This is a genomic window from Carboxylicivirga litoralis, from assembly GCF_025499605.1.
GTDB lineage: Bacteria > Bacteroidota > Bacteroidia > Bacteroidales > Marinilabiliaceae > Carboxylicivirga > Carboxylicivirga litoralis.
Genome location: NZ_JAFMVC010000044.1, coordinates 1 through 15,933, shown reverse-complemented (window position 1 = coordinate 15,933; position 15,933 = coordinate 1). Strand labels below are relative to the sequence as shown.

The 15,933-nt window shown below is 39.8% G+C and carries 15 protein-coding genes and 2 tRNA genes; 6 read left to right on the top strand and 11 right to left on the bottom strand.

The features are described 5' to 3' along the window. Positions 1-159: 159 nt before the first annotated feature. From J1N10_RS19815 to J1N10_RS19800, 4 genes are all read right to left on the bottom strand, one after another. Positions 160-1,035, bottom strand: a complete 876-nt coding sequence (locus tag J1N10_RS19815) for a tetratricopeptide repeat protein (RefSeq protein WP_262328469.1) — start codon at positions 1,033-1,035, stop codon at positions 160-162. Positions 1,036-1,263: 228 nt separating this feature from the next. Beyond that, complete coding sequence (locus J1N10_RS19810) at positions 1,264-1,713, bottom strand: septal ring lytic transglycosylase RlpA family protein (protein WP_262328468.1); 450 nt, start codon at positions 1,711-1,713, stop codon at positions 1,264-1,266. Continuing rightward, the gene (locus tag J1N10_RS19805) at positions 1,714-2,295 is read right to left on the bottom strand and encodes a DUF502 domain-containing protein (protein ID WP_262328467.1); all 582 of its coding nucleotides are present in this window, start codon (positions 2,293-2,295) and stop codon (positions 1,714-1,716) included. It abuts the gene before it with no gap. A 74-nt stretch (positions 2,296-2,369) separates the two neighbouring features. Next, positions 2,370-2,720, bottom strand: a complete 351-nt coding sequence (locus tag J1N10_RS19800) for an MmcQ/YjbR family DNA-binding protein (RefSeq protein ID WP_262328466.1) — start codon at positions 2,718-2,720, stop codon at positions 2,370-2,372. Between the two features lie 347 nt (positions 2,721-3,067). On the opposite strand from J1N10_RS19800, the gene J1N10_RS19795 reads away from it, so the two are divergent. After that, on the top strand, positions 3,068-4,276 hold the full coding sequence (locus J1N10_RS19795; RefSeq protein WP_262328465.1) for a dipeptidase: 1,209 nt from the start codon (positions 3,068-3,070) through the stop codon (positions 4,274-4,276). An 83-nt stretch (positions 4,277-4,359) separates the two neighbouring features. Here the strand turns inward: J1N10_RS19795 and J1N10_RS19790 are convergent, their stop codons facing one another. Beyond that, complete coding sequence (locus J1N10_RS19790; RefSeq protein ID WP_262328464.1) at positions 4,360-5,280, bottom strand: HU domain-containing protein; 921 nt, start codon at positions 5,278-5,280, stop codon at positions 4,360-4,362. Between the two features lie 396 nt (positions 5,281-5,676). Between J1N10_RS19790 and galE the strand changes: the two genes are divergently transcribed. After that, positions 5,677-6,705, top strand: a complete 1,029-nt coding sequence (galE, locus tag J1N10_RS19785; protein ID WP_262328463.1) for a UDP-glucose 4-epimerase GalE — start codon at positions 5,677-5,679, stop codon at positions 6,703-6,705. A 172-nt stretch (positions 6,706-6,877) separates the two neighbouring features. Next, positions 6,878-7,234 carry a DUF5684 domain-containing protein gene (locus J1N10_RS19780; RefSeq protein WP_262328462.1) on the top strand — a complete coding sequence of 119 codons (357 nt, stop codon included), beginning with the start codon at positions 6,878-6,880 and terminating at the stop codon, positions 7,232-7,234. A gap of 462 nt (positions 7,235-7,696) precedes the next feature. Here J1N10_RS19780 and J1N10_RS19775 read toward each other — a convergent pair. After that, positions 7,697-7,770, bottom strand: a tRNA-Asn gene (locus tag J1N10_RS19775). Between the two features lie 40 nt (positions 7,771-7,810). Beyond that, positions 7,811-7,884: transfer RNA gene (locus tag J1N10_RS19770), tRNA-Asn, on the bottom strand. A 149-nt stretch (positions 7,885-8,033) separates the two neighbouring features. Here J1N10_RS19770 and J1N10_RS19765 point away from each other — a divergent pair. Both J1N10_RS19765 and kbl read left to right on the top strand, forming a co-directional pair. Continuing rightward, entirely contained in the window at positions 8,034-9,014 is a 981-nt protein-coding gene (locus J1N10_RS19765) for an adenosine kinase (protein WP_262328461.1), read from the top strand. Positions 9,015-9,112: 98 nt separating this feature from the next. Beyond that, positions 9,113-10,303: a glycine C-acetyltransferase gene (gene kbl / locus J1N10_RS19760; protein WP_262328460.1), complete on the top strand. Its 1,191-nt coding sequence runs from the start codon at positions 9,113-9,115 to the stop codon at positions 10,301-10,303. Between the two features lie 56 nt (positions 10,304-10,359). On the opposite strand, the gene J1N10_RS19755 is transcribed toward kbl, so the two are convergent. After that, entirely contained in the window at positions 10,360-12,180 is a 1,821-nt protein-coding gene (locus J1N10_RS19755) for an ankyrin repeat domain-containing protein (RefSeq protein ID WP_262328459.1), read from the bottom strand. A 91-nt stretch (positions 12,181-12,271) separates the two neighbouring features. Then, complete coding sequence (locus J1N10_RS19750; protein WP_262328458.1) at positions 12,272-12,640, bottom strand: YccF domain-containing protein; 369 nt, start codon at positions 12,638-12,640, stop codon at positions 12,272-12,274. Between the two features lie 121 nt (positions 12,641-12,761). Between J1N10_RS19750 and J1N10_RS19745 the strand changes: the two genes are divergently transcribed. Next, the gene (locus J1N10_RS19745; RefSeq protein WP_262328457.1) at positions 12,762-13,412 is read left to right on the top strand and encodes a hypothetical protein; all 651 of its coding nucleotides are present in this window, start codon (positions 12,762-12,764) and stop codon (positions 13,410-13,412) included. Positions 13,413-13,530: 118 nt separating this feature from the next. Here the strand turns inward: J1N10_RS19745 and J1N10_RS19740 are convergent, their stop codons facing one another. Together J1N10_RS19740 and J1N10_RS19735 are read right to left on the bottom strand one after the other, a co-directional pair. After that, positions 13,531-14,145 carry a deoxynucleoside kinase gene (locus tag J1N10_RS19740; protein ID WP_262328456.1) on the bottom strand — a complete coding sequence of 205 codons (615 nt, stop codon included), beginning with the start codon at positions 14,143-14,145 and terminating at the stop codon, positions 13,531-13,533. Positions 14,146-14,157: 12 nt separating this feature from the next. Beyond that, positions 14,158-15,669: a GH3 auxin-responsive promoter family protein gene (locus tag J1N10_RS19735; RefSeq protein WP_262328455.1), complete on the bottom strand. Its 1,512-nt coding sequence runs from the start codon at positions 15,667-15,669 to the stop codon at positions 14,158-14,160. Between the last annotated feature and the right edge of the window lie 264 nt (positions 15,670-15,933).

The window sequence follows — 15,933 nt, the reverse complement described above, 5'->3', positions numbered from 1 at the left end:
TTTGTAAGATACTGAATATCAAGGTTTTAAGCAAGCAATTTAACTACTTAATTAATTGATTTTCAATTAATTATACTTTTGTCATGTACTGAAGTTTTGGACATAAAAAAACCTGTCAGGACTTAAAGACCTAACAGGTTTGTGTTTATCGTATACGCTTTACTTCAGCAACTTATCCAATTGTGCCGCTTTATCGTTTTGGTCGAGGCGGATGTAGGTATTTTTCAAATATTTAATGTACGTTTTATTGCTGGGGTCTTGCTTACGCAATTTTAAAAAGGTATCGCGGGCAATACGGAAATCGGCAGATACTTTCTTCAGGTCGCGACGCAGGTATGCATAGGCGGCCGCAGTTTTATTCTTATTGTATTTATCCATTTCGTATTTGTAGCGATTTTCAGCCTTATTGAAATAGTATTTAGCTTTCCACTCCAATGCTTCGGTGTAATCAGGATTTTCTTTCAATAAAGCATTGCAAGCCTTGCTGGCTGCTAAACCTTTTTTTGTGGCTTCTAGTGCTTTTATGTATTCCAGTTGTGCTTCTTTCGATACTACTGCATCGCCTTTGGCAGCATATGCCTCCACAACATTCTCAAAGTTTTCATTTGATGAATGAAGGAATACCAAGCGTTCGGTTTTTAGCTTCGTCAGTTTACTATCGGAAATGCGCTCAGCATTATCAGTCCAAAGGGCAATTTCTTCATCCACTTTAGCATTGCTCTGCAGCATTTGCGCATATTCGGCAATTAATGAGATGTTGGCATCGTCCTTTAAAAGCTGGTTGTAGATAGCCGACGCTTCGTCCACTTTATCGAGCTGAGCACAGGTTTGTGCCTGTTTCTGGTACATATCATCACTCACTTCAACACCATTGGCTTTAGCCAGATTGATGTACTCGGTGTACATGGTGTAAGCTTTATTATAATCGGCCTGTTCAAAAGCAGCATCGCCACCAGTTTGTAGGCCGGGTAGCTTAGCTGTTGGATTACAAGCAACCATAATGGCAGCTGTCAATATGATAATTACTTTCTTCATCTTAAATGTGTTTTGGTGTTTATATGGCGAAGATACAATCAAAAGCTGTGCCGAACAATTTAATAAGACACAAGATAAAAGACATAAGACAAAGAAGTGCAGGGTGCACAGTGCAAGGTGCTTTTGTTAGGCAGATGGATGAATTATTATCTATCCAAGTGGTCACTCATTCTTCCCTTTTGCCTTGAGGCAAAGGGGAAGTACTGTACCGAAGGTACAAAATGGGGATTAACGTAGATCTCTTGAGTACTTATCAATATTGATTGCTGGATTGAAGCAAATCGTTTTACTTTTCAAAGGAATTTTCAGTTGATCTTGCTCAAGCTTTTGATGAGCCATTTCAATTTTCACCTGAGTAATACCTTGATTGATAAAGCCCAATTTTTGGGCAGCAGCCTGACTCAAATCAATAATTCGTCCTTTAATAAAGGGGCCTCGATCGTTAATGGTGACAATTACCTGTTTGTTATTAACCAGGTTGGTGACGACTAGCTGTGTACCAAACGGCAGTGATTTATGAGCCGCAGTTAATTGGTTGTTACTGAAGATATCACCGTTAGCTGTCTGTCGTCCTTCAAGACAACTGGCATAATAGGAGGCTTTGCCGCTTTGCTCAAACTCCTGGGCATATAATCCAGAACTAAAAAAGGTTAGCAATATGATCAGGAGAAAGCGCATTTACTTAACTTTAGCGACACCGCCCGACACAATAAACTTCATGACATCAGCCGGATGGGCATCAATGGGCTTAACATTTTCAGCTGGTACAACGTACAATTCACCCAGGATACCGTATGAACTTGGCAGGTACACAGCTATTTTATCTTTTACACCCAGTTCATTTAAATCGGATGCCGTAATAAATCCAAAACGCTGTAGAATGCCTTCTTTATCAAGAGTAACTAATACTGGTTTTTCAAATTTACGCTCTTTACCAACAAAGGCCGACAATAAATCTTTGACTGATGAGTAGATAACCTTAATCAGAGGAGCCTTTTTTAGTCCACGTTCAAAACGACTCTCGATGGGCGCTGTAATCAGCTTCTGACCAATAAAACCTATAAAAGTTATCACGATTAATATTACCAATAGCCCTAAGCCCGGGAAATTAAACTGCGCATAAGGTTCATGTTGAAAAAGTTCTAAATCGCGCAACAATCCATCGAGCCAGATAAATGCAAAGGCCAGTACATAGATGGTCACACCCAATGGCAGAACGTATAATAATCCCTGAAAAAAATATTTAGCAAGTTGTTTCATAGTTGTATAGTATTGAGTACAAAGTAATGAGAATTGAGTAGATTTCTCACTACTCATTACTCAAATCTCACTACTTAAAGATTATATTCTTCCCGCACTTTCTTCGTCAGGCTTTTAACCACTAGTTCGTAGGAATGATCAATCAGTTCTCTTAAGAAATCATCTTTTATCGAGCCATCGGCATATACGGTATTCCAATGCTTTTTGCTCATGTGATAGCCTGGTTGTATCGCCGGATATTCTTCGCGCAGCTCTATAGCACGTTCAGGGTCACATTTTAGGTTCATACTAAATTCTTTGTCCAAACTGGTGAGAGCAAACATTTTGCCAGCTACTTTAAAAACCAGCGTCACTTCATCAAACGGAAACGCCTCGGTAACAGCCGGCTTGGTAATGCAATAATCTCTAAACTCTTCAATGTTCATATGGTCGTCCAATAGTGAGTTGGTAAGATAGTGAAATAGTAATACCGTTTAAACATTAAAATAAGCTTTATTTCACTTCGCTTAGAAAACTCAATTAATCTAATATCAGTCCCAACTATCTTGGGATAATTAGCAAAACGGCTTTAGGCGCGTTTTGAAATACATTTGGGATAAATATATGGCTTAGCTTTTTAGGTAGATGAAAAAAGCAAGTTCTCAACTCATCAACATCATCCTATCAAATAATTACTGCCTCTTAATTAATTGCTGAAAGCTCTAAATTCAACTTAAGATAACGGATTTGGTATTAACTTCTTTATCCCTACTTTTACCAAAAATCTACACTCATGAGCATAAAAACATTATCCATTGCTGCACTAACCATTGGCAGCCTATTATCCTGTAAACAAAAACCTGTTGATGCCCAGGCTGCACATGCCAAAGCCATTACCATTGACACCCATGTTGATACGCCCATGCGTTTTTTGCGCGAGCCGTTCGATATTGGTCAAAAGCATGAAGCACCATCAAGTCGGGTCGATCTGCCACGCATGAAAGAAGGCGGTCTGGATGCCATCTTTTTCGCTATTTTCACCAGCCAACGCGAGCGAACAGAAGCCAACTATTCGCAAGCATACCAGATGGCGAATGCCATGATAGATTCCACCGAAAAAGCATTGGCTGCTAATCAAAGTCTGGCCACACTAGCCTATAAAGCTGAGGATGCAAGCCAAATTGAGCAAGAAGGTAAGCGCGCCATCTACCTGGGCATGGAAAATGGTTTTCCCTTAAATAAAGATATTAATCGTGTTGAGGAATTTTACAAGAGGGGCATCCGTTACATTACCCTGGCTCACACCAAAAACAACGATATCTGTGATTCATCAACTGATGATTTAGGGGCTGAACATGATGGACTAAGCGAGTTTGGAGTGGATGTGGTTAAAGAAATGAACCGCCTGGGCATGCTCATCGATGTGTCGCATATTTCGGATAAAGCCTTTTACGATGTGATGGAGCAAAGTAAAGCACCTGTTTTTGCATCGCATTCATCGGTTCGAGCTATCTGCAACCATCCTCGCAATATGAATGACGATATGATTAAAACATTAGCCAAAAACGGCGGCGTCATTCAGATATGTATTTTAGGAGCTTACATTGAGGAAGAGGACACCACTTCTCTTAACTATGTGAAGAAAGAGGAACTGCGTATAAAATACAACGACTTTAACTTTAAATCGGATGAGCAACGCAAACAAGCCTGGGCCGAATGGCGTGAAATCAATAATAAGTATCCGGCTGAGCTGCCTACCATTAGCCAGGCTGTTGACCACATCGATTACGTGGTAAATCTGGTTGGTATCGATTACGTTGGCATTGGGTCTGATTTCGATGGCGGTGGCGGATTAAAAGACTGTAAGGACGTGGCCGATTTTCCGAAAATCACCGAAGAGTTAGTTAAACGAGGTTACTCCGAAACCGATATCACCAAGGTATGGGGAGGTAACTTCCTGCGCGTGTTCAAGCAAGTGGAAGAAGCCAGTGAAGCATCATGATATAAAGCTCGAATTCTTAAAAACAAAAAAGGCTGCAACAGTTTACTCCTGAGGCAGCCTTAAGTATTTAAGTACAAACTTTTCTATTGCTGTTTTAAAACCCACACGGTTTTAAAATCTTCTTTCAGGCGATAGTCATTCAGTTCATTAACGGCATCTGCCTTTGAGGCATAACCATTAATAGCCACTCGGTAACGATTATTAGGGCTAACCAGCACAAACGCCTGCTCCTCACCCATTTCGTGGATAATGTTCAAAAAACGATTGGCCTGATTTTGGGTTTTAAAACTTCCTGCAATTAAGAAATAACTGTCCTTAACCGGAACAGCCTCTTCAATAGCGGCTTCAATTTCATCACTTGAAACAGTAAGCGTTTCATTATCCGTCTTGACCTCATCTACCGCGGGCACCACAAACGATAACATATTCGCTTCAGCAGTTGTATTTCTCATCGGGTTATCCAACGACTGTGAAATGGCGAATAAACCAATAACCATGGCTACTGAAGCAGCAATCTGTTTTAAACCAACCGGCTGCAACAAATGGCGAACCTGACGATTTTCAATAACTGGTTTTTGAGGTGCCACAAGTGGTTTAAAATGAAACGACGACAAACCATATGAATCAGTCAAATAAGATTCGCTTGCATCTGCCACAAACTGCAGGTTACCAAGTGCATCTTTTTTTAGTGAGCCTACTTTATTAATCTGAGCAACACCTCCACTGTTAACCTTTGCCATTACCTGCGCCACAAACTCCTCAACCATCACTTTGGCTTTTCCATAACTAAGGTTGTTTTCTTGCGCCAATGTACTTATCAGCAAACCATCATTATGCGAAAGGCTTCGGTTAAATCCAATTTCTTTGGATGGTGGCAAAAACATATTTCTATCGGCATCAAATCGGGCACTAACATTGGTAGATACCAAGGCTCCCAAAGATGGAATTATCACACATTCATGTGTGAATAACAGATTAGATATGTGTTGGTCAACTGTTGTCATACTTGCAAAATTAAGAAAAAGGCCACTCACAATATTAACTTTCTTTCAACACATGTTTGTAAACTGTTGAAAAACGGTTGAAAACACCATGAGTTGTTAACCCCTAAACGTTAATAGCGATGCTAAGTTACTAAATACGAGCTTAAAAAGCGAATGCAACTATGTGAATAAGTAATTTGCACACCTGTTAATAAACTGAATACCACATAAAATTCAAAAAAAGGAAAGCATGCTGATAAAACTTCAACTCAAGCCCTGTCATCTAATAGCTATATAAAAGTACTTTTAACTTTTATTAATGGCTTCACTGTCAAAATATGACAGAATTCATTCCGATGATTGCAAACGATTTAGTACTTTTACAGCTTGTTTAACGACAATGTAAAAGCTAAACTAATGGCAAAGCAAATTTTAGTAACCGGAGGAACAGGTTACATTGGTTCACACACCGTAGTAGAACTTCAGGAAAAAGGGTTTGATGTAGTAATTGTTGACAACCTGTCAAATTCGAAAATTGAAGTATTGGATAACATCGAGAAGATAACGGGTATTCGACCTGCATTTGAGAAATTCGATTTATCGGAAAGAGAATTAACCGATGCGTTCTTTCAAAAATACCCAAACATCGATGCCATCATTCATTTTGCTGCGTTTAAAGCCGTTGGCGAATCGGTGCAAAAACCACTGGAATACTATCGTAACAACATGGGCTCACTCATGAACCTGTTGGAGTGCATGAATAAATACAAGGTGCCACATATGGTATTTTCATCATCCTGCACAGTTTATGGCCAGCCAGATGTGTTGCCCGTAACCGAAGAAACACCACGCAAAGAAGCCGAATCGCCCTATGGTAACACAAAAGCCATTTGCGAAGACATCATGCGCGACTACTGCGCATCGAACGAAAGCGTGAACTGCATTGCCTTACGCTATTTCAACCCAATTGGCGCACACCCAAGTGCTCTAATCGGCGAATTACCAGTTGGCGTGCCCAATAACCTGGTGCCGTTTATCACCCAAACAGCAGCTGGCCTGCGCGAAGAGTTAAGCATATTTGGGGATGATTATGACACTGAAGACGGAACGGCCATCCGCGATTATATTAACGTCGTTGACCTGGCCAAGGCACACGTGGTAGCTATCGACCGTATGTTAAGTGGGAAATCAAAAGCCAACTACGAATATTTTAATGTAGGAACCGGTTCGGGCTACTCGGTAATGCAATTAGTTAAAGCATTCATCGAAGTCAACAAGGTTGAATTAAATTATAAGATTGTTGACCGCCGTGCCGGTGATATTGAAAAAATTTGGGCCGACACCACCTATGGCAACAACGAACTAGGCTGGAAAGCCGAAAAAACGCTTGAGGAAACTTTAGCTTCGGCATGGGCTTGGGAGAAAAATGTAAGAGGATTGAAATAAGATAGTTAGAAACGCATAAACAAACCATTATTCTGCGTCACTAATTATTAATCCCATTAAAATATTACAAAGCTGTTAGCGTATGCTAGCAGCTTTTTTTATATTCACACTATTCAAATTATCAATCATGATGCACAAAGCATCATTCTAACCAATTTAAACAAACAGATATATGGAAAATGTAGGATTATTTGGCGGCCTTATTTATATGGCCATTTTTATTTTAATGATTGTTTCAATGTGGAAGATTTTCGAAAAAGCTGGTAAACCTGGTTGGGCAGCTCTAATCCCCATCTACAACACAATCGTATTAATTGAAATAGTTGGAAAACCTCTTTGGTGGATTGTATGGTTACTTCTTCCCGGCATCAATATTATTTTTGCTATCTGGATTACCAACCTTCTATCTTTAAGCTTTGGCAAGAGCACTCTTTTTACACTTGGATTATTAATTCCTCCGTTTACATTCATTTGCTATCCTATATTAGGTCTTGGCGACGCTAAATACGAAGGTCCAGCTGGTCAATAAACATAAGCCAAACATAAATAATCTAAAGCCTCCTTTGTGAGGCTTTTTTTATTTCAAAAAGCCAAAGACGAATAATCTCCATGAACTTCGATATTTGACAAGTACATAGCTTCCTATTATCAATAAAGCACCAATGATGCAATAAACTCAAATCAAAGTCATATTTAACTCATACCAAACTCAAATTAAATTCGATTATCAATAAATTTAATTTGACTGTACTATGTAATTAATATGGCTTTATTACGACCCTGCTATTAACGTGGGGCGTCTGCCCTATTTAGAAGCACTGAATGCATTTCATTAAATTAATGCCAGACCGGGAGTTTGAATATAATCCTCGTTCTTCATAAGCGCCACAAAGATGGCATCATTTTAATGAATCCCGAAGCCACGGGACAGCTCTAACCTGGTTACCAAATCAAAAAAACCACCTCATTAAATTATGAGATGGCTTTTCAGCTCCCCAGGTAGGACTTGAACCTACGACCTACGGATTAACAGTCCGCCGCTCTAACCAACTGAGCTACTAGGGAAAATATTTTCAAATTCTAAGCTTTCGTTTAAGCTTTTCAGCTCCCCAGGTAGGACTTGAACCTACGACCTACGGATTAACAGTCCGCCGCTCTAACCAACTGAGCTACTAGGGAATTTTACATTTCAAGATGTCTTGAACTCCTTATTTGAGGAGGCATTTTCGTCAAATGCGTTGCAAAACTATAAGGAATCTTCAAAATATCCAATATCTTTGACAAAAATTTTCAGAATAAATTTACATCAAAATATTAAACGATTAATTATGAGCAGTGTATTAGGATTAGGAAATGCCCTGGTAGATATCTTAGCCATCTTAGAAAACGACCAATTACTGGATGAATTGAATTTACCGAAGGGCAGCATGCAGTTGGTTGACGAATCAGCGGCTAAAAAAGTGCAGGACGCAACTTCTCATATTAAAAAAGATTTGGCCAGTGGTGGTTCTGCTGCTAATACCATTCACGGGTTAGCCAGTTTGGGTGTTAAAACCGGTTTTATTGGCAAAATTGGTAAAGACGAGTTGGGACAGGTTTTCAAAAAGGATATGACCGAGCACAACATCACCCCTCACCTATTGGAATCAGAAACACAAAGCGGTCATGCTAATGCTTTAATTAGCCCCGATTCAGAGCGTACGTTTGCCACCTTTTTAGGTGCTGCCATTGAATTATCGCAAGAAGATATCATTGATGATTTGTTTGTCAACTATAAATACTTCCATGTTGAAGGTTATTTGGTCCAAAACAAAGCATTGATTGAGAAAGCTTATAAAATGGCCAAAGCCAATGGCTTAACAACCAGTATTGATTTAGCCAGCTTTAATGTGGTGGAAGAAAACCTTGAGTTTCTGAAGAACCTGGTACATAACTACGTTGATATTGTATTTGCTAACGAAGAGGAAGCCAAGGCCTACACTGGTAAGGAAGGCGAAGAAGCATTGCACCAGTTAGCAGAAGGAACAGAAGTCGCCATTCTTAAATTAGGAAAAGAAGGTTCGATGATCAAACGTGCCAACGAAATTGTGAAAGTAGGCATCATCCCTGCTCAAAGTGTTGATACAACTGGTGCCGGTGATTTATATGCAGCTGGTTTCCTATTTGGTTTAATTCAGGATTTATCATTAGAGAAATGTGGTAAAATTGGTTCCATCTTATCAGGAAACGTGATTGAAGTGGTTGGACCGAAAATGAACGAAAGCCAATGGAACAACATTCAAAAGCTTATAAAAGACGAATTAAATTAATTCGAAAGTTAAAAAAATGCTTTTCATCATTGTTCTTTAATTATAATGCCTGTACTTTTGGGGTTAAAATCGATTAATCACACTGTAAAATTATAGTCATGTACGGTAAATTTCAGGATTTTCTAGCTCAGGAAATTGAGACTATTAAAGAATCTGGTCTTTATAAGAAAGAGCGCATTATTACTACACCTCAGGGTGCTGAAATCAATGTTCAGGGCGGAGAGCCTGTTTTAAACTTTTGTGCTAACAACTACCTTGGGCTATCATCGCACCCACGTGTGGTAAAAGCAGCACAAAAAGCTTTGGATACACACGGTTATGGTATGTCTTCAGTTCGCTTTATTTGCGGAACACAAGACATCCACAAGCAACTTGAAGAAAAGATTGCTTCTTTCTTCGGCATGGAAGATACCATTTTGTATGCCGCTTGTTTTGATGCTAATGGTGGTGTTTTTGAACCATTATTCACAGCTGAAGATGCGATTATTTCGGATGAGTTAAACCACGCCTCTATTATTGACGGTGTGCGCTTGTGTAAAGCCGCTCGTTACCGCTATAAGCATGCCAACATGGCTGATTTAGAAGAGCAGTTGAAAGCAGCTCAGAAGCAGCGTTTCCGTATTATTGTGACGGATGGTGTATTCTCAATGGACGGTGATATCGCTAAATTGAATGAAATTTGTGACTTAGCCGATAAATACGATGCATTAGTAATGGTAGACGACAGCCACTCGTCTGGTTTTATTGGCAAAACCGGTCGTGGCACACACGAATACCACAACTGCATGGACCGTGTGGATATCATTACCGGTACATTAGGTAAAGCTCTTGGTGGCGCGTTAGGTGGTTACACAACCGGTAAAAAAGAGATTATCGACATGTTGCGTCAGCGCTCACGTCCGTATTTATTCTCTAACTCACTGGCTCCTTCAATCATTGGTGCGGCATTGGAAATTTTTGATATGTTAACTGAGTCGACTGAGTTACGTGACAAAGTGATTTCAAACGCTGAGTACTTCAAAACAAAGATTGTTGAGGCTGGCTTTGATATCAAACCAACCGAATCGGCTATCGTTGCGTTAATGTTGTACGATGCAAAATTGTCGCAAGAGTTTGCAGCACGCTTATTGGAAGAAGGCATTTATGTGATTGGCTTCTACTATCCTGTAGTGCCAAAAGGACAAGCACGTATCCGCATTCAATTATCAGCTGCTCACGAGCAACACCACTTAGATAAAGCGATTGCAGCATTTATCAAGATTGGTAAAGAACTGAAGGTGATAGAATAATCTCTGTTTCAGATATACAACATTAGAAAGGGTACTCGATGAGTACCCTTTTTTACTTAAAATAATAATTGTTTAACTTTCTTATTTAAATCGACTAAAAACTGATGCAATTCAGGATATACCGAAGGATTAATTTTGCCATCATCACCTAACTGAAGATGCAGCAAATCACATAAAGTTTGACCTTCATAGTTGATCAAATGCAGGTTAGTTCGCCCCAAATCATCGGTCAGATACTTTAAACAAGCCATCGTTTGGTCTGCATCTCTTAATCGATAGCGCAAGTCCTGCAAAGCTTCCATCAAAGGTGTATTACCCTCACTATTTGGCGTATTCAGAGCTGTTTCACTACACTCAACGAGCGCTTTTACCAATACAGCATTATCATTTCTAACAGCATGATGCAAAGCCGTTAATCCTGTTCCATCAGGTGCATTAATGTCACACCCTTCTGCATTCATCAACTGCTTAATTAATATAGTTCGCAAGTTTAAATTTGCAGCAATTTCATTTTCATCATAACCATAGGGTCGGTGACGTGTATCGCAAAGAGCTGTTACTGGAGTTGATTCATAGTGTCGTCCATTAGGATTGGCATTATAGTCCAGACAAAGCTGGATATTTTGAGTAAAAAAAGCACTATCTAATTCTGTGACATTAAAATCAACCTGCTTAAGCACCTTCCATAATTCTGACGTGGCACCGTTATGGTACGCCTTTTCACTTTTAAGCTGCTCAATGAGCTCATCATTGACATCATCCAGCCAATTCTTACGATCTGCATAGTCATATGCTGTATAATGCACGTTGTTTTGATGATTGAGTTTCAAATCTTCTCGTTGCAGAAATTGCTTAATCAGCTCAATACCTCTAGGGCTGATGCGGTTCACACCAGTTTCATAAGTCATCAGATACGCTTGCAGAGGATTGTTACAATAGTAATAATTGGTACTGTTTACATCGCATCTTTCCTGATTAAGCAGTGCTTGAATAAGTACTAAATCATGCCCAGTACGATGGCGTTTCCCTGTTTCCCTATCGTACCTATTGTATGTGCCAACCGCATAGTGCAAGGCCGTATTGCCATATACATCCTGAAGGTTCAGATTAATTTCAGGCAACGTACAGGCTCGTTCCACGATTTTGAGTTTCTGTTTATCTGTACAATCGGCCCATTGCTTCATTAAAAACAATCGATGCAATGGCGTTTGCCCCAAGCTATCCTGTTGATTCCAAAACAACTCACTCCAACCTCGATTGTTTCCCTTTATGCGTACAGTTACTTTACTCCACTCTCCTTGATCAACTCGTTTATTTAGATTCACATCCTTATACAGCAATAAATAAAACTCACTCAAACGTACTTGCGACATGGCCTCTGTATGACCCCAAAAACCTAATGAATCCATCTCAAATTCGAGATTTAGCAGCTCGCCCTTTTCCGAAAGCAGTTTAAGCCTTTTACTACGTTCATCCAGATAAAAAAGATAATGATGCGCATTGGAATTAAAGTTGAGCACTTCATACTCTCCTGTTTGTGCCGAGGCCATTCCTGTACCTGGACCAAAACAGGACAGCGAATCTTCGGGTATGCCCGAATAAATATCAGGTATTTGACTTTCGCTTAGAAAAGCCGCTATGCGCATACTATAAAACTGTTGCCGATCACCAACATACTTTCTGTTTAAAAAGCGTAAAGAAAAAGCTTCGCGCTCCACATCAACCACCGACTGACTTGCATACAATAGTTGTTTCTGCCCATTCTGATATACATAAGCAAGACGTTCAGGTGCCTGTTCCATTTTAATAACCTTACAGGCAAACAAGCTCAAAACCAAACAGCCCACTAAAAGAGTTTTCTTTTTAAAATCTTTCATATTCATCAATTGCACCAAGCATTAAAGCACATAAATCCTACACACAATACTTATTGTATGCTAAAAAAATCTAATCCAATTATAAAACTATTTACCTTACCTCTTTGCCAAACGGCACCAACGCAATATGTGCGAGCTTAAAATGCTGGCGGGCAAAAGGAATACCGATGATAGTAATCGCCAATAAGATTCCAAAAACAAGGTGCGAGATAGAAATCCAGATACCGCCAATAAATATCCAAATCACATTCATCAGGGTATTGAGGCAACCACTGGCTTGTTGTTTATCTACCACTTGTGAACCAAAAGGCCAAAGGGCCAAAACCCCCAGCTTCATAGTTTGCAAGCCAAAGGGAATTCCAACAATAGTAATCATCAATAACAAACTGGCAATAAAATATTCAATAGCAGTGACAAGGCCTCCTAAGAGTAGCCAGATAATGTTTCCTAGAAATGACATAAAATATAGATTTTTAACCGGAATCCATAGCTGGAAACCTGAGGTTATGGTTATAAACTCAAATGAGACCTACCAAAACTAATAAACATTTTCTATTTTCACACTTAACAACAAAAACCAAATGATGAGAACTGCTTCTTTTTTACTACTCCTGGTGGCTTTATCGAGTGTTTTAAATGCCCAGGATTACTTTATTGGCGGAAAACTCGGCTATTCATTCCCAACAAATATTGGACGTTCTTCTGATGAGCTTGGCTTTAAAGATGTGGCTGAAAACGGATGGCAAGCTGCTTTTCTAGGAAAATGGTTTTATAACAAACGCCTGACATTAGGTTGCGATGTGGGTTATCAGTTTCAGGATGGCAGCGACTTTTGGAATGTGGAACAATATGGCGATGTGAGCGCCTCGTATCAAACCATTCGTTTGCTGGCTAATGGTGCCTATTACTTTAGCCACAACGAAATTAGACCTTATATTGGTTTATCGTTCGGTGCCTACTACCTGATTAATTCCATAGATTTTGCTTCAAGCGGCCTTACCAACCAATCGGTAAAATACACCGCAAAAGTCTGGAAACCCGGTGTAGCTCCACAAATCGGCCTGTTATTTGAATTATCGAAAAAGACTATGCTGGATATTAATGTGCAAATGGATATTATCGCCAACATGGAAGCCATTTACCATCCGGATGCAGAGCCGGATTACACCGAAAATCCTCATGAGAAACAGAACCAGATTAGTTTGAATATTGGCTTGTTGTTTGGACTTTAAGCAAACGTTGAGCTATCTTGCATGCCCCCATCGCCTATCGGCACTTCCCCAAGGGGAAGATTTGGAAATACTCACATCATGCAAATCATCTTCGATCTTCAGTCTTCAGTCTAAATGACTAAAACAATCCATGTAATTCGGCATTCACCTTATCGATAATCATGCTTAAATCGGACTTATTTTTGATAAAATCAATTTCGTTGGCATCAATAATCAGCAGTTTGCCTTTGGTGTATTTATCAATCCAGGCTTCGTAGCGTTCGTTGAGGCGCTTCAGATAATCCAGACGAATATTGTTTTCGTAGTCGCGGCCACGCGTTTGTATTTGCTCCACCAAAGTAGGTATTGAAGCGCGCAGGTAAATCAACAAATCAGGAGGTTGCACCATGTTGCTCATCACTTCAAATAAAGATTCGTAATTTTCATAATCGCGGCGGCTCATCAGCCCCATGTCGAACAGGTTAGGCGCAAAAATATAAGCATCTTCATAAATGGTTCGATCCTGAATAACAGTATTGCCTGATTTTCGAATTTCCTGAACCGATGAAAAGCGACTTTTCAGAAAGTATATCTGCAGATTAAATGACCAGCGTGGCATATCTTCGTAAAAATCGGCCAGATACGGATTATCTTCTACGTCTTCAAAATGCGCTTCCCAGCCAAAATGGTGCGCCAATAATTCGGTTAGCGATGTTTTTCCAGAACCAATATTTCCTGCTACGGCGATATGCATATTATTTCATTTCTAGTGATTCAACTTCAATAATTCATCAATATATTCGCGGTTGTTGGCGAGTCGGGGTATCTTATTCTGACCGCCCAGCTTGTTTTTACTCTTCAACCAGTCCATAAACAAATGATGACGTGCCACGACTACATCGGGCCCATCCAAAGTGATGTTTTTGTAGCGCTTTGCCTCATAATCACTGTTGACTTCCTGCAATGTCTTATCCAGTAACTCGGTAAAGTTTTCCATGGAATCGGGCATCTCATCAAACTCAATCAGCCACTGATGCGCTCCTTTTGTTTCTTCATCCATAAAAATAGGAGCAGCCGTATATTCCTTAATCACAGCATGTGTTTCAGAACAGGCTTTTTCCAAAGCACGTTCCGCATTTTCAATCATCACCTCTTCACCAAAGGCATTGATGTAATGCTTGGTTCGTCCGGTAATAATTATTTTATGAGGGCGCAAAGAGGTAAAGCGTACTGTATCGCCAATCATATAGCGCCACAAACCACTATTAGTCGATATGACCATGGCGTAATCCACACCCAGCTCGACATTTTCGATGGTTTTAGCATTAGGGTGCGGATGCGTGATTTCATTCAGTGGGATAAACTCATAGAAAATACCGTAGTCCAACATCAACAGCATACCAGGGTCATTTAAATCATCCTGGATACCAAAAAAACCTTCGGAGGCATTATAAGTCTCCTGGTAGTTCATTTTATCGGTCGGTATTAACTCCTTATACTGTTTTCGATAAGGTGTGAAATTAATACCCCCATGCATAAACAACTCCAGGTTAGGCCATATTTCCAGGAGGTTTGATTTCCCGGTCTGATTTAAAATATGCTTAATCAGCACAAGAAACCAGCTCGGCACACCAGCCAGCGATGTGACGTTATCTTTAATGGTTGTTTCTGTTATTTTCTCCAGTTTAGCTTCCCACTCATCCATTAAGGCAATAGATTGCTCAGGCGTGCGGGCAAAATGCGTCCAGAATGGCAAGTTTTCAATTAAAATGGCCGATAAGTCACCGTAATAACTATCGTTGCTAAAATTATTAATTTGATGACTCCCTCCTAGCGTCAGGCATTTGCCACTAAACATGTCCGATTCCGGGTTGTTTTGCAAGTACAAAGCCAGAACATCTTTACCGCCTCTGAAATGACAATCTTCTAATGTCTCCTTTGTTACTGGAATAAATTTGCTCTTGGTGGATGTGGTACCCGAACTCTTGGCAAACCATTTGATATCGCCGGGCCAAAGCAGATTACTTTCGCCCTTTCGCAACCGTTCGACATAAGGCCTAACTCCTTCATAATCGCGCACCGGCACACGTTCAGCAAAAGTCTGATAATTGTGAATGCTCTTAAAATCAAACTCCTCACCAAAAGTTGTATGCTTTGCCGTATCAATTAACTTTTGAAGCTCTTCCTTCTGCACATCTTCTGGATTTTGTTTAAAATGCTCAATCTGCGAAAGGCGTCGGGTATTGACCAGCGAAATTATCGAACTAATTATGGGCATATAGTTATTGTCGGTTAGCGTTAATCTCTCTTAGCTTCATTAAAAAGCTTTACTTCTCACTGAATAGCTGACGATTCAGCTGCACAGGGATTAAAGATAATTAAAAATGATTGGTATAAAACAGACAAATGACAGGGATTAGCTATAATAACTGCAATTACCTAGACTGTAATAACCTGAGTTCGACGTAAAATTTCTGATTCAGATCGCTTATAAATAGTGAGTTTCAATCGAAAATTATGAAAGAATAGCGGGCTATTTTGA